A 24,161-nucleotide genomic window follows, 5' to 3' on the forward strand; every position below is an offset into this window, starting at 1 on the left:
TTGCGTTTTCCGAGGATTTTCATGTCATTTTCGTATTTCTGTTTGCGGATTAAAAAGTCCTGGAATCGTTTGCGATATTGTTACGGTTCTTTACGCTCGGAACGAAGCTGCTTACGTTCACTTCCATCTTCATTTGCTTCCATTTGCGCAAACGATTAATCGTTTAGGGTTTCAAAATCTGGAATGTGGTGTTAAGCCATGTAGCGAAGAAATTAATTAGAGTCATATTCCATTTCATGCAAACAGGCGAATTATATAAAGAAGTTGTTTATACGTAATATTTTGACCGTTATAAAATACTAAAGTTTAACAAAAATACACAGCTTGATGATTAATTTTAAAATCATTAACCATCAAGCAAATTCCCAATAAAAATAGTATTAAATTTTGTCGCTAGCACTATTGACTTTATATAGTTAGTCTCTTTTTATTTTCATATTATATTTTTTTTGATACTCCACATACTAGCTTGTACAGATTATACAGAAAAGGAGGTGGAAGTTGGATGAAAAGAAAAATGAGATCAAGTAAAACAACAGATTCTATTTTTCCTCTAAAAGTCGATGAATTCGAGAAGATCTTACGGCGGAAATTTGAAAACAATCCCGATTTATTGCTATCTAAATATGAGCATAAGGGGAATAAGATGATTGTGTTTTCTATTCCCTATTTGGTTGCAGAGGAAAAAGCGGAAGATTTTATATTAAAACCCCTATTAAATAAGGACATTGAATGGACAAATGAAAATATTTTAAATGAGATCCCACTTGGAGAGAGCAAGACTTTTCAATCTTTAGAAAAAATACTAGATAACTTGCTGCTTGGTGGCGTCTTTATTTACATAGAGGGAGAAAATGAAGTAATTTCTTACTTACTTCTGAATAAAGAAAAGAGGAATCTTGAAAAAGCAGAAACAGAATCGCTTGTACTTGGCCCAAGACTCGCTTTTACTGAATCGCTTTTTACAAACTTAAATATTGTACGTTTTAGAATCAGGTCTACCGATTTGGTGCTGGAAAAAATAACGATCGGTAAAACCATTCCACGCGAAGTTCGTTTAATTTATATGAAATCAATCGCGAATGAAGAAGATGTTAATACCATGCGCCAAAGACTCCTAGATTTAGATGTAGATGAAATCGAGGATAGTGTCATTTTAAAACAATATCTAGAAGACTCATCAACAAATTTATTCCCGCAATTCGAATCAACGGAATTGCCGGATCGTCTTACATATGGAGTAACAAAAGGAAAAATTGGTGTACTAGTTGAGAATAGTCCCATGGCAATTGTAGCGCCTGCTAATTTATTCAGTTTCCTCGAATCAACAGAGGATTTATATATGCGTTGGCATGAGGGGACTTTTTTACGATTATTGCGCATTGTAGCTTTGTTCTTTTCCTTTATAATAACACCTCTCTATGTAGCTGTGGCAACATATCAATTTGGATTAATTCCAACCCAATTGCTCATTTCTTTAGGAGAGTCAAGGGCCCAGGTTCCTTTTCCCCCGCTACTTGAAGCTTTAATTCTCGAATTTTTGATGGAATTATTAAGGGAAGCGGGTGCGAGACTTCCAACAAAAGTTGGACAAACAATGGGGATTGTAGGAGGAATAGTTATTGGTCAAGCAGCAGTCGAAGCTGGAATAACCAGTAATATTTTAATTATTGTTGTCGCAATGAGTGCGCTTGCATCGTTTACTTCACCAAGTTATTTTATTGGAACAACAGTACGTGTGATTCGTTTCCCTCTAATTCTCCTGGCGGGACTTTTTGGGATTCTTGGGATTATTTTTGGTTTGAGTTTTTTAACCATCCATTTAATTCGGCTCACATCACTTGGGCGACCCTATCTTTTACCCTTATATCCGCTACATGTAAGAGATTTTAACAAAGTATTTTACCGCACACCAATTAGCTATAAAAATAAGCTTGCAAAGGCCTATCAGCCTAAAAGACTTATTCGTTTTCCTAGGGAAGAAGCCGCTAAAAAACAAGATATTGATGAGTAGGTGATAGGGTGAATATTAATGTCAATGTAAAGCCTCAACAGAAAATACGAGCTTTTTATTTATTTTTTATTATTTATGAATTACAAATAGGAGTTGGGGTTCTTGGAATTTCTAATTATATTTATCAAGATGCAAAGCAGGACGCATGGATATCTATATTGATAAGCTTCATTTTAATGCTGATTGTAACATCATGCATGATCATGATTTTAAGACAGTATGATAATGCGGATATTTTGGGTATACAAATAGATGTGTTTGGTGCTTGGGTTGGAAAATTTCTTGGAACCGTTTATGTGATTTATTTTGGAGCCAGTCTAATTTCCATTATGTTAACCTATATCGAAGTTATTCAAGTTTTTCTATATCCTACAATACCTTCTTATGTAGTTGGTTTACTGTTACTCTTTTTAACAATATACACCGTCTTAGGCGGTTTTAGAGCGGTTGTAGGAATAGCTTTTATATTTTTATTTTTAACTCAATGGCTATTATTATTATTATATGATCCGATCTCAAAAATTGAATGGAATCACTATCTACCATTATTTGAAGCTTCTCTTCCTGAATTAATAAGGGGAGCAAAAACTACGACATACACACTTTCTGGCTTTGAAATTCTATTTTTTATATATCCATTTGTTGACAATAAAGAAAAGATAAAGATGCCAGTTTTTTTAGCACTTTTCTATACAACACTCGTTTTGCTCGTAAGTACAATTACAGTAATTGGCTATTTTAATCCATTGAGTTTAGAAGACATCACATGGTCCTTATTAACGCTATTTAAAAACGTTTCTTTTTCTTTTATCGAACGTCTTGACTATATCGTAGTTGCTGAATGGATGATGGTTGTGGTTCCTAACGTTGCTCTCTTAATGTGGGGAATTACTTATAGTGTGAAACGATTGTATAAAATTCGGCAAAAAACCACATTGTATACATCATCCATCATCACATTAATCGTTGTTATTCTTATTAAACATGATATATATATCCAAAAATTGACCGATATTGTGTCACAAATAGGCTTTTGGCTTATATTTATTTATCCGCTTGTATTACTGCCAATTGTTCTCATGAAAAAGATGGCAAAAAAAGGAAGTGTAAAATAATGAAAAAACATCTTGTTTTTCTGTTCCTTTTTATGTTCATTCTTAGTAGTTGTATCCCTACCCGTGAAATCGAAAAACTTGGCATTATAAACACACGAGGCGTGGATAAGCTGGATGACAATCAAATTAAGTCAACTTTAATGATTTTCCGCTTTTCTGCTCAAGCAAATGAATATACTGCTATCGTCTCAGGTAAAGGAAACACAATTAAGGGAGCTACTGAAAATGCAAATTTAGAAACCGATTTTCGCCTAATCCCGTTCAAAATTCAATTAGAAGTTTACGGAAACGAAACTGCCAAAAAAGGGATATTGCCTTTTATAGACACATTATACCGCGATGCTGCTTTACCTGATTCCGTATATTTATCCATTACGAATAAATCAGCTAACGAATTACTCATGAGTGGGACGGAAAATTCAAATATGAATATAGGTCAATATTTACATGGACTTATTGAAGAGAATTCAAACGATCATCAATTTCCCAGAGTGGATTTACACGAATTTTTAAGAACCTTTTATAACGTAGGGAAGGATCCTATCTTGCCTTTATTTGACGCCACTGAGGGGGTTCCAAAAATCACGTCCATTGCAATCATGCAAGATGACAGGTATATTGGAAACATTCCTGCTGATAATAAAATATTTTTTAATTTACTTTTAAATAATGTCGAAGATCAAAAATTAGAATTAACACTTCCTATCGAACCACTTAAAAGCTATTTAGATAAAGAGGAAAATATAAAGATTGATAAGGATACCGTTAATACGGCATTTAATATCATTAAAGGATCTAGCAAAACAACCTTAATCGATCGTGAAAATGGAACCTTTCAAACCGATATAAAACTAAATTTAGAACTACTAGAGACGACCGAACAAATTAGAATAAAAAATATGAAAATAACCCGTTTATTTGAAAAAGAGGTTGAAAAAGCAATAAAAACTCGCTATAAAAAAATATTGAACCAACTACAAGAATATAATGCAGATTCGTTTGGATATGGAGCGATATACCGCACTAAAACAGCTAATGGTGAATTAGAGCGGTCAGAATGGAGAAAGAAGTTTCCTGAAATTAACGTAAAATTTAATGTAGATGCTAATATTAACAGACATGGTTCAGTAGACTAATGGAAGGACTTTCTTGTTCCGCAGCAAAACCCAGTTGAAGCGCAATTCAACTGGGTTTTGCTTATTTATTCATAATCTCGTCTGGATGCGAACCAATGCGAAACCCTTCATCCATTCCGTCTATTTGTTTCATATCTTCAGGGCTTAACTCAAAATCAAACACAGCCATATTTTCTGCTTGTCTTTTTGCTTTCGTTGATTTTGGTATAACAATAAAGTCATGCTGGATATGCCATCTAATCATAATTTGAGCAACTGTTTTATCATATTTTTTGGCAAGCTTTTCTAATACAACGTCATCCAAATACCTAGCACGTCCCAGCGGTGACCAAGACTCAACAGCTATATCATTCTCCCTGCAAAATTCCACGGTTTGCTTTTGTATTAATTTAGGGTGTAGTTCTATTTGATTAACAACCGGTTTTATTTTTGCATCAGTCAACAACGTTTGTAGATGATGATCAAGAAAATTGCTGACACCAATTGCTTTCACTCGGCCATCCTTATATAATTTTTCAAGTGCTTTCCACGTTTCAGGAAAAATTTCCGGAATGGGCCAATGGATTAAATATAAATCCACGTAATCCATATTTAATTTTTCCATACTTTTTTCAAACGCCTGAAGTGTACGGTCATAGCCATGATCATCATTCCATACTTTAGTTGTGATGAATAATTTTTCTCTTGGAATACCGGAATCTTTAATAGCTTTTCCTACACCATTCTCATTTTCATAGTAGCTTGCTGTATCAATATGACGGTACCCCGCTTTTAAAGCAGAAGAGACTGTTTGGTATACATCTTCAGGCGGAACTTTGTATACACCTAAACCGAGCTGGGGAACTGAAACGCCATTATATAATGTTTTTAGTGGTATGTTTGTCATCATCATTTCCTCCTCCATATCATGCTTACCTTCATTTTAAAATAGATGATTAGAAAATGATACTATCGTGACTTTTCAAAATGTTTTTTGTTGTTGAAGATGGATCCTTACAAATAAATATTGCTTCTTTTACATAAGATTGATATTGTACAATAATTCAGATCATGAACTATTCATTTAGTGAACTATAATCCGGGGGTGTTTATATGCAATTGGAAGAACTCGTTGAACGGTACCAAACAGCCATGAACACGGTTTATCGAAGTGTGAATAATATTCTGAAGGAAAAAGTCCATTCAGATATTACAACAGATCAATTCTCTATCTTGCAATATATTCATAATCATGAACAATGCACAAGCACAGATATTGCACAAGCCTTTGGAGTCGGGAAAAGTGCTGTCACTGCGCTAATTAATCGATTATTTGATAAAGGTCTCATCGAACGAAAACGGGATCAAAAAGATCGAAGAAATGTTTATTTAAATGTAAACAAAAAAGGGATAGATCTTGTGAAATACACGGAGCGTGCCCTTTATTCCGACATTGGCCTATATTTAGAACACTTTGATAAACATGAAATTCAATCATTTATAGAATCCTTAGAAAAACTGGCAAACTTAATGAGTAATTAGAGAGGGATATAAAATGAAACAAATTATTCGATTTCGGTGGCTTATTGCTGCGCTGTGGATCGTGGTTACTGCTGCGCTATTTATTTTATCACCAAATTTACAGGACTTGGTTGCAAAAAAAGGACAAATTACCGTCCCTGATGGCTATCCCTCAGTGGAAGCACAGGAACTGCTCAACAAGATGTCTGATGACGATAATGAGAATACGACAAGTGCCGTCCTTGTTTTCCATGATGATGATGGCATAAACAAAAAGGGAAAAGAAGACGTAAAAGAAGCAATTGATCAGCTCGAAAAAAATAAGAAAAAACTCGGACTAAAGGAAATATTAGCATTTACTGAAGATAAAGCTATTGAAGAACAAACAGTATCTGAAGATGGAACGACGATTTTAGTTCCCTTAGAAGTATCCATAGAAAATCAAGAAGTGGTAGAATCTCGTGATAAAATATATGAAACAGTTGAAAATACCGAAGTTGATCATTATTTAACTGGTGAAGAATACATTAACCAGGATATTACGAAAAACTCGGAAGAAGGCTTAAAGCGCACCGAAGTAATTACGGTTGCGTTAATTATCATTATTTTATTTGTCGTTTTTAAATCTATTATCGCACCACTTATCCCATTACTGACTGTAGGAATCAGTTACTTGGCAGCTCAAGGTATTGTTTCTATTTTAGCGGATACCGTCAATTTTCCATTATCTACTTTCACACAAATTTTTATGGTTGCAGTAATGTTTGGTATAGGAACGGATTATTGTATTTTGCTAATTAGTCGATTTAAAGAAGAAATGGATCGTCACGACTCCATTCAGGAAGCTGTTATAACGACTTATAAATCAGGCGGAAAAACGGTTTTCTATGCTGGTTTAGCAGTATTAGTCGGATTTTCAACCATCGGATTGTCTACATTTTCACTTTATCAATCTGCAGTCGCTGTCGCTATTGGTGTCGCAGTTGTATTAATTGCATTAACAACACTCGTCCCATTTTTCTTAGTCTTACTTGGGAAAAAGCTCTTTTGGCCATTTGATAAAAATGTTGCTCATAAGGAAAGTGGTATTTGGGGAACGGCAGGCACATTTGCATGGGCTCGCCCTGTAATTGCCTTACTTATCGTAGCCGTTATAACGGTCCCTGCACTGCTTACCTTTCATGGCGATAAATCGTATGATTCCTTAGCTGAAATTGGGGATGATTATGGATCTGTAAAAGCATTTAATTGGATTGCTGATAGTTTTGGTCCAGGCCAATCTATGCCAACCACTGTTGTTATGGAAACTGATAAAACGATTGATTCTACAAAGGAATACCAGGAAATTGAAACCATTTCTGTGGAAATTGCAAAAATGGATGGCGTTGGTCAGGTTCGTAGTGCAACAAGACCTGCTGGGGAAGTAATTGATGATTTTCTTGTCCAAAACCAAACAGAAATATTAGCTGATGGTATTGATGAAAGTACAAATGGATTAAAAGAAATTCAAAATGGTTTGCAAAAAGCGGCAGATGAACTAGAAGATGCACCATCTGAAATGAAAGATGCTAAAAATGGTGTCGATGAATTAATGCAAGGTACACAGGATGCAAAGAATGGAATTGGCGAACTTAGTGATGCTTGAAAGAAATTCAAAACGGGATTCAGTCCGGTTCTAAAGGTGCTGAAGAAATAAAAACAAACTTGCAGACGATTAAAAACAACCTGGATGATACAATTGCCACTAACAAAAAATTGTTGGCAGGTTATAAAAAATTTACAGAAAATGTCAAAGGTGCCGGAGCTGAATTAGAAGATGATGATAATAAAAAACAGTTAGCTAGCATCGAGCAGCAAATTAAAGATATGAATACCGCCTTATTAGGAGCGAAAGAAAATATTGAGAAGATGTTTAAAACAGCACTAGAATCTAACCCTGAATTAGAAGGAAACCAAAACTTCCAGGAAGCATACGGTACTGCAAAAGGTCAAATTGAAGGTGTAATGGGTGGACTGGAAGAAGCTGAGAATCAGTTAAATAAAATTAAAAATTTATCAAAAAGTGCACAAGATTTATTTCAAAAACAAATTCTTTCTCCACTACAAGAATTAAACAATGGTTTTAGTGATACAATCGCGGGCCAAGAACAGCTTTCCAGCGGAATTGGAGAGCTGATAAGCGGTATTAAAGAACTGCAATCTGGTTTAAACCAAGCAGCAAATGGCCAAGGGAAAGTCGTAAATAATGTCTCTAGCTTGCAAGAAGGATTATCACAAATCTACGGTGGACAAAAAGAGCTAAAAACGGCTTTTGCAGATATGCAAAATCAAATTGGAGATTTAACAAGTGGTTTAAATGACGCAACGGATGGATTAGGAGAAATTCATGACGGTTTAACGGAAGTCGAACGTTATCTAGGAGATTTTGACGTTGATCCCAATAATCCGGCCGTCGTTATACCGAAAGAAGCTTTAAAAGATGACGCTTTTATGGAAGGAACAAAACCGTATATTTCAGATAACAAAAACATCGCGAAATTTGAGGTTGTCTTAACACATAGTCCTTATTCAACAGAAGCGATTCAAATGATGGACCAAATTCAGGATAAAATTAATGATGTTAAAAAGGATACAATATTTGCAAAAAGCGATCCTAAATTAGGAGGAATCAGCAGCACGAATAATGATTTACAAAATATCTCGGATGCTGATTATAATAGAACCGTATTCTTAATGGTTGGTGGCAATTATTTTAGTTGTTTTACTAAGATCATTCGTTATGCCATTATGGGAGTGTAATATTAACCTACTTCACATCGATGGCCTTCGCTGAGCTTATATTTGTAAATATCCTTGAACATGATGGCCTAACATGGGCTATTCCGTTCTTCTCCTTTGTTATGCTCATGGCGTTAGGAATAGACTACAGTATCTTTTTAATGGATCGATTTAATGAAAATAAAGGCGGAGATGTAAAAGAAGGGCTTTTGTCCGCAATGAAAAATATGGGTACAGTCATTATCTCTGCTGCAGTTATTTTAGGTGGTACATTTGGAGCAATGCTGCCATCTGGCGTTTTGTCTTTATTACAAATAGCCACCGTCGTATTAATAGGTCTATTTCTGTATGGCTTTGTCATCTTACCACTATTCGTGCCAGTCATGGTTCGTCTTTTTGGCAAAGTAAACTGGTGGCCATTTTTGAAGAATAAAGATAAAGGAATGAAATAAGGTCTATCACAAAAGAGTGTCCCCAAAAATGGTGGGCACTCTTTTTTTGTTTACTCAGTCCTCCCATTTATTCATCACTCTGGAATTAGTCTATTTTAAAAAAACTGCCCTAAAAATGGACAGTCTTCTTCATATCTATTTACCTGTTTCTTTAATAATTTCGATAACTCGATCTCGAGCCTTCTCGCTTTTGTAATTTTTCATGGTATCGATCATTAATGAGGCATATTCTTTCAATTGAGTCAGTTCTTGCACGAGTTTTTCTTCTGTTAACAACTCTTCCTCAATAATTCGGGCGTATCTTTTCTCCGCAAACGATTTAGCGTTAACAATTTGATCCCCCCTACTCGCTTCTATCGATAATGGAATTAGAAGCATTGGTATTCGAAGTGACAAAAATTCAAAAATAGCATTTGCACCTGCACGAGATAATACAAAATCTGTGGCAGCAAAAATATCTTTTAATTCGTCATGTACAAATTCAAATTGAATATATCCTTTCCGGTCAAAGGTAGCGTCTATTTTTCCTTCTCCGCAAATATGTACGATTTGAAAGAGTGACAATAACCTATCCAAACTTCCTCGCACTGTTTCGTTGATTTTTTGAGAACCACCGCTTCCTCCCATAATGAGCAGAACAGGTTTTTCCTTTGTGAAACCACACATTTTAAGTCCCTTTTCTTTTTTTCCTTCAAAAAGCTCTTCACGGATTACAGCCCCTACATACTCCGCCTTTTTCTCTGGAAGATAATTCATCGTCTCAGGAAATGTTGCTAATATTTTTTTTGAAAATGGAATAGCGATCTTATTAGCCAAACCTGGTGTATAATCGGACTCGTGGATCACTGCAGGAATCCCGCGCAGTCTTGCTGCAAGTACTACTGGAACAGACACAAACCCCCCTTTTGAAAAAATGATCGCTGGCTTGCGTTTGCCAATGATATGCCAAGCCTGCATCGTCCCTTTTAACACTTTAAAAGGGTCTTTTAAATTCTCCGCGGACATATAACGGCGTAATTTCCCAGTAGAAATTGGATAGTATGTGACACCATTAAGTTGTTCAATTAATTTACGTTCAATCCCATTGGCAGATCCAATATAGTCAATTTCCCATCCTTCTTTTTGGAAAACCGGGATTAGGGCTAAATTTACGATAACATGACCTGCGGTTCCGCCTCCGGTAAAGAGTATACGCTTATTTTTCATCTGTCTATGACACTTTCCTCTCATTCGTATATACTGATATAATGGTTTTCATCATCTCTTTTATCGTAATAGAAAACGAGATAAAAAGGAAGGATATTATGCAAGAAACAAATACACTAAAAGAAAAACTAAAGCTGTTTTCCATTATATTAATTCCTATTCTCATTACGCAAGTAAGTATGTATTTAATGAATTTTTTTGATACCGTTATGTCCGGGCGTGTTAGTGCGCAGGATTTAGCTGGTGTAGCGATAGGTTCCAGCCTCTGGGTCCCTGTTTTTACAGGAGTAAATGGTATTATGCTTGCCATTACACCAATTATTGGACAATTAATTGGTGCCAATAAAAACAAAGAAGTCCCTAAAAAAGTACAGCAAGGCATTTATTTAGCGATCACGATCGCAATCTTTATATTTTTAGCTGGTGCATTAGCACTCAAACCAATTTTAAACTTCATGGATCTAGAGGATAGTGTCCGACATATTGCAGCGTTTTATTTAATAACACTAATCACAGGAATTATACCATTATTTATATTTAATACATTGCGCTCTTTTATCGATGCCATGGGACAGACTCGTATTTCCATGATGATTATTTTAATTACTTTGCCACTAAATGTCCTGTTTAATTATATTTTTATTTTCGGGAAATTTGGGGTTCCTGCACTTGGAGGAATTGGATCCGGTGTAGCAACGTCTGTTACTTACTGGGTTAGTTGTATAATAGCTTTAGCCGTTATACATAAAATAAATCCATTTCGTCGCTTTCATGTATTTTCTAACTGGGTAAAACCTTCTTTAAAAGCTTGGCTTGAACAACTCAAAATTGGTATTCCAATTGGCTTAGCCATTTTTTTTGAAACAAGTATATTTTCGGCCGTAACATTATTTATGAGTGTATACAATACAAACACGATTGCCGCACACCAGGCTGCAATGAATTTCGCAACTCTACTCTATATGATACCTTTAAGTGTGGGGATGGCTCTAACGATTGCCATTGCATTTGAAATCGGTGCTAAACGCTATAAAGATGCGCGTACATATGGATACATTGGGATTAGCGGAGGTATTTTTATCGCTGTCTTTGCCGGCCTAATATTATATCTATTCAGTGGTTCTGTTGCTTCGCTCTATAATAGCAATCCAAATGTTATCGCGCTAACAAAACAATTTATTTACTTTGCTATTTTTTATCAGCTTGCTGATGCATTTGGTGCACCAATTCAAGGGGCCTTGCGCGGATACAAGGATGTAAATGTAACATTGATTGTTGCACTCGTCTCATACTGGGGAATCGGGCTTCCGACCGGATGGCTTCTTGCTAATTTTACAGCTTTGGAGCCATTTGGCTATTGGGTAGGTCTGATTACCGGATTAACCTGTGGAGCTGTCGCATTAATTATCCGTTTACTTTCGTTGCATAAAAAATATCGTACTAGATAAAAAACTCATCAACAGCTTGATGAGTTTTTTATCTCTATAAGAATATACCGACTACCGTTGCGGAAAGAATGGATGCGAGTGTAGCTCCAATAAGAAGCTTCATACCAAATTTAGAAACACTTACTGCTTTTTCACTATCAATTCCTTTTACTGTCCCAGCAATGATTCCAATTGATGAGAAATTGGCAAAGCTTGTTAAAAATACGGATACAATTCCTACTGTTTTTTCAGACATAGCATCTAACATCCCCTGAAATTCAAGCATTGCTACAAATTCATTTGTTACAATCTTGGTTCCCATAACAGAACCAGCTTGAATTAGTTCACCAGGTGAGATCCCCATTAAAAATCCAATTGGAGCAAGAATATAACCTAGAATCTCTTGCAGTGTTACTCCTGCAAAAATTAATTGAATGAACCAATTGACTAGTTCTAGCGAGGCAATGAATGCAATTAACATAGCTCCAACAATTAATGCTATTTTACCACCCTCCAAAGCTCCATTCCCCATCGCTTCAAAAATACTTTTGTCATTGGTAACATTTTTAACATCAACATGATCCTCTTCCTTTGGAACTTTAATTGGCGCAATAATAGACGCAACCATTAAAGCACTCAACATGTTCAGAGGCAATGCCATTAGAACGTAATTAGGTGGCAACATTTGCAAATAGGCACCTACAATTGATGCTGATACAGACCCCATTGCTGAAGCACTTACAATGTAAAGACGATTGTCATTTAAATGGTGGAACTGTGTTTTTATGGCAATCAATGCTTCAGATTGTCCAAAGAAAATACTATTTACACCATTAAATGATTCTACCTTGGGCAGACCAGTAATTTTTGAAATAATACTTCCGATAAATTTGATAATGGTAGGAAGAATTTTCAAATACGTAAGCACGGATAAAAGCGTCGCGAAAAAAATAATTAAGAGTAGTACATCAAAGAAGAAAACCCCTCCTTCTCCGACTTCAACACCACCTACTACAAAGTTGACTCCTTCTGTTCCAAACTCATTCAGTTTATTAAACCCTGCTGATATTCCGTTTATGATTGTTTGTCCAATTGTAGTAGAGAACATAAACCATGTTAATAAAAATTGGGCAGTTAACATCACAATAATGCCTTTATAATTAATATTCTTTTTATCATTAGACATTAAAAATGCAATACCAAAAACAACAATAATTGCTAATACCCCTAAGAATTTTGTCACACTGCTACCTCCCTATATCCCTATATTTTTTATACAATTTTCTGCAAATACTTACATTATTCAATGCACACAAGTGATTTTATCAGCTTGTCAGACGTCATGCAATACCATAGTACCGATATTTTTTCTCATACTTATTTAGCTATTCCCTGAACAGTTATATTTTAACAAAAACGACTTAGCCAAAATGTTTGCTAAGTCGTTTACATGATCTAATGAGCTGGGAAATAAATCATCTGTAATACAAAAATAATGCCGAACACGTACAGGATCCAGTGTACTTCTTTTCCTTTTCCAGTCACTAACTTTAGCAATGGATAGGTTATAAATCCGATTGCAATTCCTGTAGCTATACTTGATGTTAAAGGCATCGTAAGGATAATAGCAAAAGCAGGAAATGCCTCATCAAATGTTCTCCAATCAATGCGAGATAGTCCCTCCATCATGAAGCTTCCAACAATAATAAGTACTGGTGCCGTAATCGCAGGCACATTTGCAATTGCACTAATTATTGGTGTAAAGAAAATGGAAAGTGCAAATAAACCAGCAACTACGATAGAAGTTAACCCAGTTCTACCACCTGCTGCAACCCCTGAAGTTGATTCAACATAGGCGGAAGATGGACTTGTTCCAAACATTGATCCGACCGTTGTTGCAGTTGCATCTGCAAGCAAAGCAGTTTTAGCCCGTGGAAACTGGCCATTTTTCATAAATCCAGCCTGCTCCGCAACACCAACCATTGTTCCTGTTGTATCAAATATCGTCACTAATAAAAAGGCAAATACAACAGTATATAATCCATTTGTAAATACTCCTCCGATATCTAAATCAAAAAATACAGGGGCTGGCGGAGCAGATAGCAATCCTGTAAATTCTAATTGTCCTGTAAAAAATCCAATGATTCCAGTAGCGATCATTCCTAAAAATAAAGCACCCTTAACATTCCATGCCAATAATAGCAGTGTAATAAATAAACCTGCTATTGTTAATAACGTGGTAGGTTCATGCAGATCTCCAAATCCGACCATATTGGCCTCATTTGGGATTACAATACCGGACATCCTTAAACCTAAAAAGGCAATGAATAAACCTAATCCTGACGTAATTCCGAACTTTAAAGAAGCAGGAATTGCACCAATTAATGTTTCTCTTAATGTGGTAAAACTTAATAAGATAAAAAGGACACCTGCTAAAAATACAGTTCCAAACACAACTTGATAAGATAAACCTTGTGTTGCAACCACACTTGCAAAATAAGCATTCATTCCCATACCAGGTGCAATCGCAATTGGGTAATTTGCAAACAAAGCCATAAATACAGTACCAACAACAGTTGAAATAATAGTAGCCATAAATACTTGATCAAATGGTACTCCTGCAGAAGAAAGTATAGTCGGATTCACTACTATAATATATACCATTGTAAGAAAAGTCGTTATCCCTGCAACCACCTCAGTTCGGATATTTGTGTTGTTTTGTTTGAATTTAAACATTTTATTCAAAATTGGCACCCATCTTTCCGAATAATTATAGTAACAAATACTATAATATTCGTTTTTATAAGTAATTGCAATGGATGTAAGATATTTTTAATAAATTTTAATACAAAATAGGAAGAGTAAATCTACAGTACGTTTAATATGAAATAAAAAATCCCTACACCGCAAACAGTGTAGAGATTTTTTTATATTTTATCCTTCTAATAACAGATCATATGGATCTTCAAGTAATTGCTTGATGCGTACAAGGAATTTTACTGCATCTTTACCATCAACAATACGATGGTCATAAGATAGTGCTAAATACATCATTGGACGGACTTCAATGGAATCATCCGGCATAACCATCGGACGCTTTTGAATATTGTGCATACCCAAAATAGCAACTTGAGGTGCATTTAAGATTGGTGTAGACAACATAGATCCAAAAGTTCCGCCATTTGTAATTGTAAATGTACCGCCTTGGAGGTCATTCAATCCTAATTTATTCTCTCGTGCTTTTTCAGCTAGATTTCCGATTTCACGCTCTACTCCGGCAAAATCTAACTTATCTGCATCACGAACAACTGGAACAACTAAACCTTCCTCTGCAGATACTGCAATACCAATGTCATAGAATTTTTTCAAGACAAGCTCTTTCCCTTGGATTTCCGCATTTAAGTATGGAAATTCTTTCAAGGCTCCAATAGCAGCTTTTGTAAAGAATGACATAAAACCTAATTTTACACCATGCTTTTCAAGAAATTTCTCTTTTCTTTCACTGCGGAGTTTCATAACAGCAGTCAAATCTACTTCATTAAACGTTGTTAACATTGCTGATTCATGCTGTACTTCAACAAGACGATTAGCGATTGTTTGACGACGACGTGACATTTTTACACGTTCTACTGGTTTATCAAACTCAGTTTTTTCTTGTTGCTTAGGTGCTTCTTTTTTCGCTGATTTCTCAGCTTTTTTCTCCGATTCGCCTTTTGCAGCTGCTTCTACATCTTCAGGGCGAATACGGCCTAATGGATCATTTGCACGAATTGAACCTAAATCAATATTTAATTCACGCGCACGTTTTCTTGCTGCAGGTGATGCTACTACATCCTGTGTGTTATTACTAGTTTCTGCTGCAGGTTCTTCTTGCTTTTCTTCTTTTTTCGCTGGTGCTTCCTTTTGTTTCGTTTCTTCTTTCGGTTTTTCTTTTTCCTCTGAAGGAGCTTCTCCCGCCTCGGCATTTTCGTCTACTTTTCCGATGATGTCACCTACTTCAACATCATCGCCCTCTTCACTAAGGATCTCGGTTAAAACGCCTGCATGATCGGAATTCACTTCAACATTTACTTTATCTGTCTCCAACTCGACAACAGGGTCACCTTTTTCGACTTTATCGCCCTTTTTTACAAGCCACTGAGCGATGGTACCTTCTGTAATAGATTCAGCAAGTTCTGGAACTCTAATTTCTTTCACTGCTATGTCCTCCTTTAGACGGGTTAATTGCTTCTTGTACGATTGCATTTTGTTCGTATTTATGAACATTTGGTTCTCCAACTGCTGGTGATGAACGGTCCGGACGACCTACATAACGTATAGACTGTCCTTCTTTTAATAAATCTCTTAAATAATCATCTACAAAATTCCAGCTTCCCATGTTCTTCGGCTCCTCTTGGACCCAAACAATTTCTTCTAAATTTGGCAGTTCTTTTAATTCTTTTTCTAGCTGTTTTTCAGGGAATGGATAGATTTGCTCTAGTCGTAAAGCACGTAACCATTCAAAGTTATTCTCAGAGTTTTCAATTGCCTCTTCAATGTCTACCATTATTTTACCACTGCCAATTAATAGGCGCTTTGCATTTTTCTTACTTACTTTTAAATTTGGTTGTTGTCTTAAAGGCTCAAATTTTCCATTTGTAAATTCTTCTGCAGCTGATGCAACACGGGCATTACGCAGTAGGCTTTTTGGAGTCATCAGGATGAGTGGTCTTGCTTCCTCACGTCCACGCATTGCAGCTTGTCTGCGAATTAAGTGGAAAAACTGAGCTGATGATGTAACATTTGCTACAATCCAGTTATTTTCTGCAGCCATTTGTAAGAAACGTTCAAGTCTTGCGCTTGAATGTTCTGGACCCTGACCTTCATAACCATGAGGCAAGAGCATTACCATATTTGATTTTTCTCCCCATTTAGCACGGGCTGAAGAAATAAACTGGTCAAAAATTACTTGGCCTGCATTCGCAAAATCCCCAAATTGCGCTTCCCAAATTACCAATGTGTTTGGTGAATGAACACTGTAACCATACTCATATCCAAGTACACCTGCTTCTGAAAGCGGGCTGTTGCGAATATCAAACGATGCCTTTACTTCGTCTAAACCATGCATAATGCAGTATGTGTCATCTTTTTCAACATCATGTAAAACAGCATGTCGATGTGCAAAAGTGCCTCGTTCAGAGTCTTGACCTGTCAAACGAATTGGTATTCCGTCTTGTAAAATAGAAGCATATGTTAAAGCTTCTCCTGCACCCCAATCTGCTTTATTGCCTTCTTCTAATACATTTTCTCTTCGTTTTAGAATTTTCTCAAGCTTTTTGAAACCAGTAAAGCCTTCTGGACGTTGTAACATTCCAGCATTCAGTGCTTTCAAGTCTTTTAATGGGACAGCAGTTTCAAACTGACTTAAACCATTAGTCAAAGCCTTAGGCATACTTTTTGCTTCTGCTTCACCCGTCTCATTTTCCTTCATATTATCATAGATTTCACGTAAAGTACTCTCTGTCTTATCCTTTAATTTAGGCAATTCATTTTCATCAATTATTTTATCCTCTTGCAACTTCTCAGCAAATACTTGTGAAACTGTAGGGTGTTTATCAATTTCTTTATATAACTTTGGTTGTGTTGTTCTTGGTTCATCCATCTCATTGTGTCCATAGCGACGGTATCCAACTAAATCAATCAGAAAGTCTTTATGGAATTTTTTACGATATTCATAAGCGATCGTTGCAGCAGAAATACAAGCTAATGGATCGTCTGCATTCACATGGATAATTGGAATCTCAAATCCTTTGGCTAGGTCACTCGCGTATCTGGTAGATCTGCCATCTTTTTGATTTGTTGTGTATCCAACAAGGTTATTGGCAATCAGATGTACGGTTCCTCCTGTTCGATATCCAGGCAGTCCACTTAAATTTAACGTTTCTGCTACGACACCTTCACCAATAAAAGCTGCATCTCCATGTATTAATACCCCAAATGCTTTGTTTAAATCTTGTTTTGGATATCCTTTTTCTGACCGGTCATCTTGTGCAGCACGAGTAAATCCTTGCACGACCGGATTAACAAACTCCAAATGCGAAGGATTATGTGCTAAGGTAATATGAGTTGTAGCCTCTTCGCTATCTTTTACTTTCGTACTAGCACCGAAATGGTATTTAACATCTCCAGTCCATCCATAATTAATTCCCATGGAACCTTCTGAAGGGATTAATTCCTTATTAGGAGAATGATGAAACTCAGAGAAAATTTTGTCATATGGTTTTCCTAGTACATGGGCTAAAACACTTAATCTTCCACGATGAGCCATTCCCATCATAATATTATCAATTTTATCAGAAGTCGCATGCTTTACAATCTGGTCAAGAATTGGAACCATTACTTCAAGACCCTCAATGGAAAAGCGCTTCTGACCGACAAAGGTTTTTTGTAAGAAACTTTCAAACCCTTCTACATGGGCAAGACGTTCCAATAATTGCTTTTTCCCTGCATCCGATACGTCCAAGTAAAGATTTTCAGATTCAATTCTTTCTAATAGCCATTTTCGCTCTTCATCATTATTAACATGATCATATTCAAAAGAAATTTTTCCGGTATAACGTTTCTTTAAATATTGGATTACATCGTAACCATTTTCAACATTAGCTGGTGCATTTTCCCACAGCCATGTGGCAGGGATATTTTGTAAACTTTCTTTCGTTAGACCGTAAGATTTCGGATCTACTAATTCTGTTTCACTTTTTTTTTAAGCCTACAGGATAGATATCTGCATCCAAATGACCGAAACGACGAATAGCCTCAACAAATTTCATCGCTGAGGTTAATGTTTTGACATCATTTATAGAAGTTTCTCTATGCATTGATTGTCCATGATTTGATTGATGCAACCAAGTAGGAGCACCATATTGGTCAAACATTTCTTTAATAGAAGGATCAACAGATTCGGGATCCTCTTTGTACAAGTCATATTGTTCTTCTACATAACCCATGTTGGGACCATGAAATTCTCCCCAGAATCCTTGATTAGATTCTTCAAACTGCGCCACGTCTTATACCCCCATTAGAAGTTAGCATTCTCCGTTATTTTAACGGTTTTTTTAATACCCATGGACTATTATAGTCCTGACGGATAACTTCATCAACTAATATACTCCATTTTCCGCCATGATACAACATGAAGATAGCGATTATGCGAATAATTATAAATGTGAATATTCACTCAATTATATTTCCTTATCCCGCGCTTCACAATTTCAATCATTTTATGTATAATGGGTTACAATATTAAGTATGTACTTACGTATCTTTTCACTTCATGGATACATAGGTAAAGGAGGATCACATTCATGAAATTGGCATTATTAATGGGAGTTATCGTTGTATTTACTGCATCTTGCTTAACCTCTGCTTATGAGTCTAAACCGGGAATTCCTAAAAATAATCAGTAATATGAAAGACTGAGACGATAAAAACCGTTATGCGATGTATTGCATGACGGTTTTTATCGTCTTACGTTAAATGAGGGAAGTTTTGTTGACGTAGTGCTTCATATATAATAATTGCTGCAGTATTAGATAAATTTAATGAACGTACTTCGTCAGACATATGAATTCGTAAGCATTTCCCTTCTTTGCCTTCAATTATACTTTTGGGAATCCCATCCGTTTCTCTTCCGAAAACAAAAAAGATATCCTCTTCCACATTGCTATAATCAAAATCCGTATAATGCCCCGTTCCAAAATTTTCAATATAATAATACGTCCCATTTGGATACAGTGTATATAAGTCATAAATAGATGCATATTCTTCTATTTTCACTTTATTCCAATAATCGAGCCCAGCTCGACGCAACATTTTATCCTCCGTCGAAAATCCTAATGGATGAATTAAATGTAATGTTGTATCAGTAGCCAAACATGTTCTGGCTATATTCCCAGTGTTAGCCGGAATCTCTGGTTGATATAGTACAATGTGCAAACTCACTTTTCATTCTCCTTACCTAGATCGAGCACACTTTCTCTTACTTTTACTCGTATTTTCTTTTTAACTACATTAGTATATCATTTATTCACTAATTCGAAAAAATTTATATTTGATATTTGGTGTCCATGCAGTGGAATCCTCATAGGACCAGTAACGATTCCGGCTATTTTCCGTATGTGCATTAACTAAAGGCATTCCTTCCTGGTCTTTTGCAACAACAAATGTCGTATGATCCCACCTTCCGTCCCCTTGAAAATCGTAGCAAATGATATCTCCCGGGTTTAAATCTTCTGCTTTCTCTACTTCTTTGCCTTGTAGTCCTTGTGTCGAGCCACTTAAATACCATCGCATAGAATGAGAGACGGACCAGCTATAACTCCAATTATTATTTTTATACCACCATCCTTGCTCTCTAACTGGGGCCCCCCTCATTGGTGCTCCGCCGGCAAACAAACATTGAGAAACATAATTCGTGCAATCGACAGCGAACTTTTTATAAGCAGGATTGTAGCTATTCCACCAACGCTCTGCATACTTGACAGCCGCAAGCCGATCGTAAGAAAAGCGTTCATTTTTTCTGTTTCTAATCATTTGTGGTGTTATTGTTGGTATATCATAATCTGAATTGCTGATAGGGTATAACTCCGTATGATTGATAATATTTCCATCTACTAATTGAAACTGGTACGGTGTAACTTTTTCTTCTATAATGAATTGTCCATGTTGCTTAATTAAAAAGGATAGGTATAGCAGGTATTTGTATATCGTATTATTAGCATAAGTAAATGTTTCAAACATACGACCTTCTCCTTGAATACGGACAATTTCAGCATTTCGTTTACGATGTAAAGCTTTTTTTCTCTGCCACCAACTTTCTTCATTTCTAGTATTTTCAAAAAAATCTAGCCATACTTTTTTTAGTTTATCCATAAAAATCCCCTCCATAACTAATATATGGAGGGAAGGCTTGCTCAAGATGCATTATTTTTTTCAAATGTTAGTAGATATTCTTTTTTATCGAGTCCACCATTATACCCAACCATTTTTCCTGATGATCCGATTACGCGATGGCATGGAACAACAATAGAAAGTGGATTTTTATTGACAGCTCCGCCCACTGCCCGGACAGCTTTTGGGTTTTGAATCTTAATTGCAATATCTTTGTAGGTTGTCGTCTTTCCGTATGGAATACCATCATATAGTACCTGCCAAACTTGTTTTTGAAAAGGAGTACCATGAAACGTAAAAGGGAATGAAAAAGCTTTACTTTCACCATTAAAATAATCATCAAAATCTCTTTTAACAGGTGCAGCCTTATCAGGCGATTTAATGAAAACAGGTTCGGTAAAATACCGCTCTGTCCATTTTTTCAATCGTTGTTCCATAATTTCCATTGTTCCATAATCAATTCGCACAATGTCATCACCATGGAAGACTACTAATAAGACTCCAATGGGTGAATCAATTTCATCATAGTATAAATTGCTCATTACTACCCCTCTTTTTCATGAAGCTTTTTGAATTGGAGTCCTTTTTCCATTTCAAATAAAACTTGTTCATTTTCTTCTTCATTCATCGCTTCCTGTATTGCATCAAACGCTTTTTCTGTTCCTATTTTACCGAGTGACCATGCAGCGGTTCCTCGAATAACTGGACGGGGATCTCGACGCATAACAGGAATGAGTTCATCAACTGCAGTTTTATCTTTAAAGTGACCTAGTGCAATTAACGCATTTCTTTGCAGTGGTTTTTTCCCGCGCCATGAACCGGAAATATGTCCGAAAGTCTCCTTAAATACACGATTAGATATCCGAAGCATTGGCTTTAATTTTGGTTTTGCAATCTCCGGTTCCGGTTCCAGTTCCGGGTGCAGATGGAAGTCGACCTGTTTATTCCACGGACAAACCATTTGGCACGTATCACATCCATAGACCCGATTACCAATTTTATCCCGGAATTCATCTGGGAGAAAGTCTTTTGTTTGTGTTAAAAATGCAATACACCGCTGGGCATTCAATTGACCGCCTTGCACTAGTGCACCTGTTGGGCAAGCGTCCATGCATTTTGTACATTCACCACAACCTTCCTCTATAGGAGAATCAGGTTTAAACGGTATGTTTGTAATTAGTTCACCCAGATATACAAAAGAGCCAAATTCAGGAGTAATAATTGACGTATTTTTTCCGCTAAATCCGATTCCAGCCCGCTCAGCCACTGCTCGATCAGAAAGTTCTCCAGTATCTACCATTAGTTTACTTTGCAAATCAGGTGTTTGCTGTTTTAAAAATGCTGCGAGTTTCGATATTTTTTTACGCAGTACATCGTGATAATCGGTCCCCCACGATGCACGGCAAAAAATGCCTCTTCTAGATTCCTTTGTACTTTTTGGTGCGTCTTTCATTCGGGAAGGGTAGGCAATAGCTATAGATATAATGGATTTTGCTTCAGGCAAGAGGCGATTTGGTTCCGTTCTTTCTTCTAATGTTCCTTTTTCAAATCCCGACTGATACCCAAGGGATTGTTGTTGTTTCAGCCGTTCTTTTAATTCACCAAAAACATCTGCGGAGGCAAAACCAATTTTATCAATACCTATTTCTTTACTATAATCGATCACGCTTTGTTTTAGTGTATCTACATTCACATTACCACCTCCCGAGCTTTTTTACTTCTGCATTACTTTTGCTGTTCGGATACGATTTAATACAGCTGCTACTTCATAACGACGTGGTCTGGCAATGTCACCAGGATGCTGATTTTTAAAGGGTGTAAAGGATGCTAGTCCTTGTTTATTCATTTGACCTTCAATTGTATCTAATAACTCATATAGCGTTTTTTGCCCAAGTCCATTTGTTCTGTCTAAAAATTGGATTATTTCCGCGATCATACGTGTTTGCGACTGATCAACCAATTGTTCTGTCTGTTCAAAGGTAATTTCAGTTCTTCCCATTAAAATTTTATTCAGACCTTTCGCATCTGTTTTTGAGCGTTTTCCTTTATTTGTCTGCAGTGTTAAAGGACTAAATTGCCGATGGTTGATTTCGCCAAAATTCATCTGATTTTGCTCTTCTCGCTCTAATGGATATTTTACCATGATTTCTTTTGCTTCGCTTGTTACATTAAATGGTACATAGGCATCCATCATAATTACTGAATCAGCAACAGAAAAATAGTCTCCTGATCCTCCCATTACAAGTATCGTTGAAACATCAAACTGATCATATAATTGCTTGATCTTATCAATAAAGGGGGAAATTGGCTCCTTTTCTTTTTTTACAAGCTGCTGCATTCGATGATCCCTAATCATGAAGTTTGTCGCACTCGTATCCTCATCAATTAGTAATGTGGTTGCCCCAGCTTCTAATGCTTCCATTACGTTAGCCGCCTGAGATGTACTGCCACTTGCATTATCTGTGGAGAAGAAATGTGTATCCTGTTTGTGCGGTAAATTTCCAATAAATGGCGAAATATTAACTCCCGTAATTCTCCTGCCATCTTCTGCACGAATCTTAACTGCATCGCGATCTGTCAGAACATACTCACGCCCATCTCCTTTGGCGTGCACATAGACACCACGTTCGATTGCTTCTAAGATCGTACTCTTCCCGTGATAACCTCCACCTACAATCAAGGTAATCCCTTTTTGAATCGCCATCCCTTTAATTGGCTCAGTACGGTGTGGAATCGAAATCGACACTTCGTTTTCCTGTGGGCTTTGAAAGGGGACAGCATCTTTTAGTGGACGGTTGCTAATGCCACTTTCGCGTGGGAGTATTGATCCATTAGCAATAAAGGCAATCCAGTTATTCTTTTGCATCTCAGCTTTAATAACTTCCTGTTGATCAGCAATTTGTACTGCTTCAATAATCGCTTCATCTTTAATTGAAAAAATGGATTTATTCATAAGTGACGGGATTACTTGAGTGAATAATTTTTCTGCTTCTTTCCCATTAATCCTGCGTCCGTTTGCAGGGAGTCCGACAGAAATGCATACCGTGATTTCTTTTTCATTAATTTGTACAGCACTTCTCTCAAGTACTTCCGCATCTGGCGTATCAAAGAGAATTATACCACTTTTTCCAGATCCTTTAATACGGATAGCATTATCATGAACTGCTTTTCCAATAGCTCTTGCTATTGCATCTTCCGTTGCTATTTTTCGATGATAGCAATCTATCCAATCGGTATTGATATTTCTTTTATGACTTGGAATGGTGACCCGGATTTTGGATGGAGACGCAAACGGATCCCCTTGAACATAATCAATATGTAACCCGAAATCACTAAAAGCATAATAGCCTTGCAAACTTTTGTATCCTTTATATCCCTTTCCATCTAGTTGTCTGCATTGTTGTAATAATTTTTTCATATTATTAAATCCCTCTATTTTAATAGTTTCTTTTTCAAGGGTACTATTAATAAAGTACTTCCTTCAAGTAAAGTGGAAATTTAATATTAGATTCTCTTTTGTAGTAAAAGGAAAAAACGCAATGCCTCGTATATTTAAAATACAAAACACTGCGTTGGTAATATGTATGGAGCGGGTGATGGGAATC

General features: G+C 36.3%; 19 protein-coding genes and 1 pseudogene. 9 read left to right on the plus strand and 11 right to left on the minus strand.

The features are described 5' to 3' along the window. From GZ63_RS18425 to GZ63_RS0111465, 4 genes are all read left to right on the plus strand, one after another. Window positions 1–220 (plus strand): hypothetical protein (locus GZ63_RS18425; protein ID WP_038221216.1); only part of this gene is annotated, 220 nt, incomplete at its 5' end. A 285-nt stretch (window positions 221–505) separates the two neighbouring features. Then, window positions 506–2,014 (plus strand): spore germination protein, encoded by a 1,509-nt coding sequence (locus tag GZ63_RS0111455; RefSeq protein WP_029269651.1) that lies wholly within the window; start codon window positions 506–508, stop codon window positions 2,012–2,014. A gap of 8 nt (window positions 2,015–2,022) precedes the next feature. Further along, window positions 2,023–3,129, plus strand: coding sequence for a GerAB/ArcD/ProY family transporter (locus tag GZ63_RS0111460; protein WP_029269652.1), 1,107 nt, complete (start codon window positions 2,023–2,025; stop codon window positions 3,127–3,129). Continuing rightward, window positions 3,129–4,265 (plus strand): Ger(x)C family spore germination protein, encoded by a 1,137-nt coding sequence (locus tag GZ63_RS0111465; RefSeq protein ID WP_029269654.1) that lies wholly within the window; start codon window positions 3,129–3,131, stop codon window positions 4,263–4,265. The genes GZ63_RS0111460 and GZ63_RS0111465 overlap by 1 nt, the downstream gene beginning before the upstream one ends. Window positions 4,266–4,326: 61 nt before the next feature. On the opposite strand, the gene GZ63_RS0111470 is transcribed toward GZ63_RS0111465, so the two are convergent. After that, on the minus strand, window positions 4,327–5,157 hold the full coding sequence (locus GZ63_RS0111470; protein ID WP_029269656.1) for an aldo/keto reductase: 831 nt from the start codon (window positions 5,155–5,157) through the stop codon (window positions 4,327–4,329). A gap of 200 nt (window positions 5,158–5,357) precedes the next feature. On the opposite strand from GZ63_RS0111470, the gene GZ63_RS0111475 reads away from it, so the two are divergent. From GZ63_RS0111475 to GZ63_RS18440, 4 genes are read left to right on the plus strand one after another with little or no spacing between them, the layout of a single operon-like run. Then, window positions 5,358–5,786, plus strand: coding sequence for a MarR family winged helix-turn-helix transcriptional regulator (locus GZ63_RS0111475; protein ID WP_029269658.1), 429 nt, complete (start codon window positions 5,358–5,360; stop codon window positions 5,784–5,786). 13 nt (window positions 5,787–5,799) lie between these two features. After that, on the plus strand, window positions 5,800–7,410 hold the full coding sequence (locus GZ63_RS18430) for an MMPL family transporter (RefSeq protein WP_051681481.1): 1,611 nt from the start codon (window positions 5,800–5,802) through the stop codon (window positions 7,408–7,410). Beyond that, the gene (locus GZ63_RS18435; RefSeq protein ID WP_051681482.1) at window positions 7,407–8,564 is read left to right on the plus strand and encodes a hypothetical protein; all 1,158 of its coding nucleotides are present in this window, start codon (window positions 7,407–7,409) and stop codon (window positions 8,562–8,564) included. Before GZ63_RS18430 ends, GZ63_RS18435 begins: the two co-directional genes overlap by 4 nt. Window positions 8,565–8,584: 20 nt before the next feature. Further along, a complete protein-coding gene (locus GZ63_RS18440) occupies window positions 8,585–8,995 on the plus strand; it encodes an MMPL family transporter (protein WP_051681483.1) in 411 nt (136 codons plus the stop codon). 135 nt (window positions 8,996–9,130) lie between these two features. On the opposite strand, the gene GZ63_RS0111485 is transcribed toward GZ63_RS18440, so the two are convergent. Further along, entirely contained in the window at window positions 9,131–10,201 is a 1,071-nt protein-coding gene (locus GZ63_RS0111485; protein WP_029269660.1) for an undecaprenyldiphospho-muramoylpentapeptide beta-N-acetylglucosaminyltransferase, read from the minus strand. A gap of 98 nt (window positions 10,202–10,299) precedes the next feature. Between GZ63_RS0111485 and GZ63_RS0111490 the strand changes: the two genes are divergently transcribed. Then, window positions 10,300–11,649 carry an MATE family efflux transporter gene (locus tag GZ63_RS0111490; RefSeq protein ID WP_029269662.1) on the plus strand — a complete coding sequence of 450 codons (1,350 nt, stop codon included), beginning with the start codon at window positions 10,300–10,302 and terminating at the stop codon, window positions 11,647–11,649. Between the two features lie 34 nt (window positions 11,650–11,683). Here the strand turns inward: GZ63_RS0111490 and GZ63_RS0111495 are convergent, their stop codons facing one another. From GZ63_RS0111495 to GZ63_RS0111540, 9 genes and pseudogenes are all read right to left on the minus strand, one after another. Beyond that, the gene (locus tag GZ63_RS0111495; protein ID WP_029269664.1) at window positions 11,684–12,871 is read right to left on the minus strand and encodes a NupC/NupG family nucleoside CNT transporter; all 1,188 of its coding nucleotides are present in this window, start codon (window positions 12,869–12,871) and stop codon (window positions 11,684–11,686) included. A gap of 212 nt (window positions 12,872–13,083) precedes the next feature. Beyond that, window positions 13,084–14,364: an NCS2 family permease gene (locus GZ63_RS0111500; RefSeq protein ID WP_084179243.1), complete on the minus strand. Its 1,281-nt coding sequence runs from the start codon at window positions 14,362–14,364 to the stop codon at window positions 13,084–13,086. Window positions 14,365–14,562: 198 nt separating this feature from the next. After that, window positions 14,563–15,825 (minus strand): 2-oxoglutarate dehydrogenase complex dihydrolipoyllysine-residue succinyltransferase, encoded by a 1,263-nt coding sequence (odhB, locus tag GZ63_RS0111505; protein WP_029269668.1) that lies wholly within the window; start codon window positions 15,823–15,825, stop codon window positions 14,563–14,565. Further along, window positions 15,812–18,671 (minus strand): annotated as a pseudogene (locus GZ63_RS16745) (2-oxoglutarate dehydrogenase E1 component). Before GZ63_RS16745 ends, odhB begins: the two are co-directional and overlap by 14 nt. Window positions 18,672–19,134: 463 nt before the next feature. Continuing rightward, window positions 19,135–19,608, minus strand: coding sequence for a tRNA (uridine(34)/cytosine(34)/5-carboxymethylaminomethyluridine(34)-2'-O)-methyltransferase TrmL (gene trmL, locus GZ63_RS0111520; protein ID WP_029269670.1), 474 nt, complete (start codon window positions 19,606–19,608; stop codon window positions 19,135–19,137). Window positions 19,609–19,689: 81 nt separating this feature from the next. Continuing rightward, on the minus strand, window positions 19,690–20,538 hold the full coding sequence (locus tag GZ63_RS0111525; RefSeq protein WP_029269671.1) for an amidase domain-containing protein: 849 nt from the start codon (window positions 20,536–20,538) through the stop codon (window positions 19,690–19,692). Window positions 20,539–20,579: 41 nt separating this feature from the next. After that, the gene (locus GZ63_RS0111530) at window positions 20,580–21,098 is read right to left on the minus strand and encodes a methylated-DNA--[protein]-cysteine S-methyltransferase (RefSeq protein ID WP_029269673.1); all 519 of its coding nucleotides are present in this window, start codon (window positions 21,096–21,098) and stop codon (window positions 20,580–20,582) included. 2 nt (window positions 21,099–21,100) lie between these two features. After that, the gene (gene queG, locus GZ63_RS0111535; RefSeq protein ID WP_029269676.1) at window positions 21,101–22,249 is read right to left on the minus strand and encodes a tRNA epoxyqueuosine(34) reductase QueG; all 1,149 of its coding nucleotides are present in this window, start codon (window positions 22,247–22,249) and stop codon (window positions 21,101–21,103) included. A 21-nt stretch (window positions 22,250–22,270) separates the two neighbouring features. Continuing rightward, entirely contained in the window at window positions 22,271–23,974 is a 1,704-nt protein-coding gene (locus tag GZ63_RS0111540; protein WP_029269678.1) for an ABC-ATPase domain-containing protein, read from the minus strand. Between the last annotated feature and the right edge of the window lie 187 nt (window positions 23,975–24,161).

Origin of the sequence: Virgibacillus alimentarius, from assembly GCF_000709085.1 — a bacterium.
GTDB classification, from domain to species: domain Bacteria; phylum Bacillota; class Bacilli; order Bacillales; family Amphibacillaceae; genus Virgibacillus_B; species Virgibacillus_B alimentarius.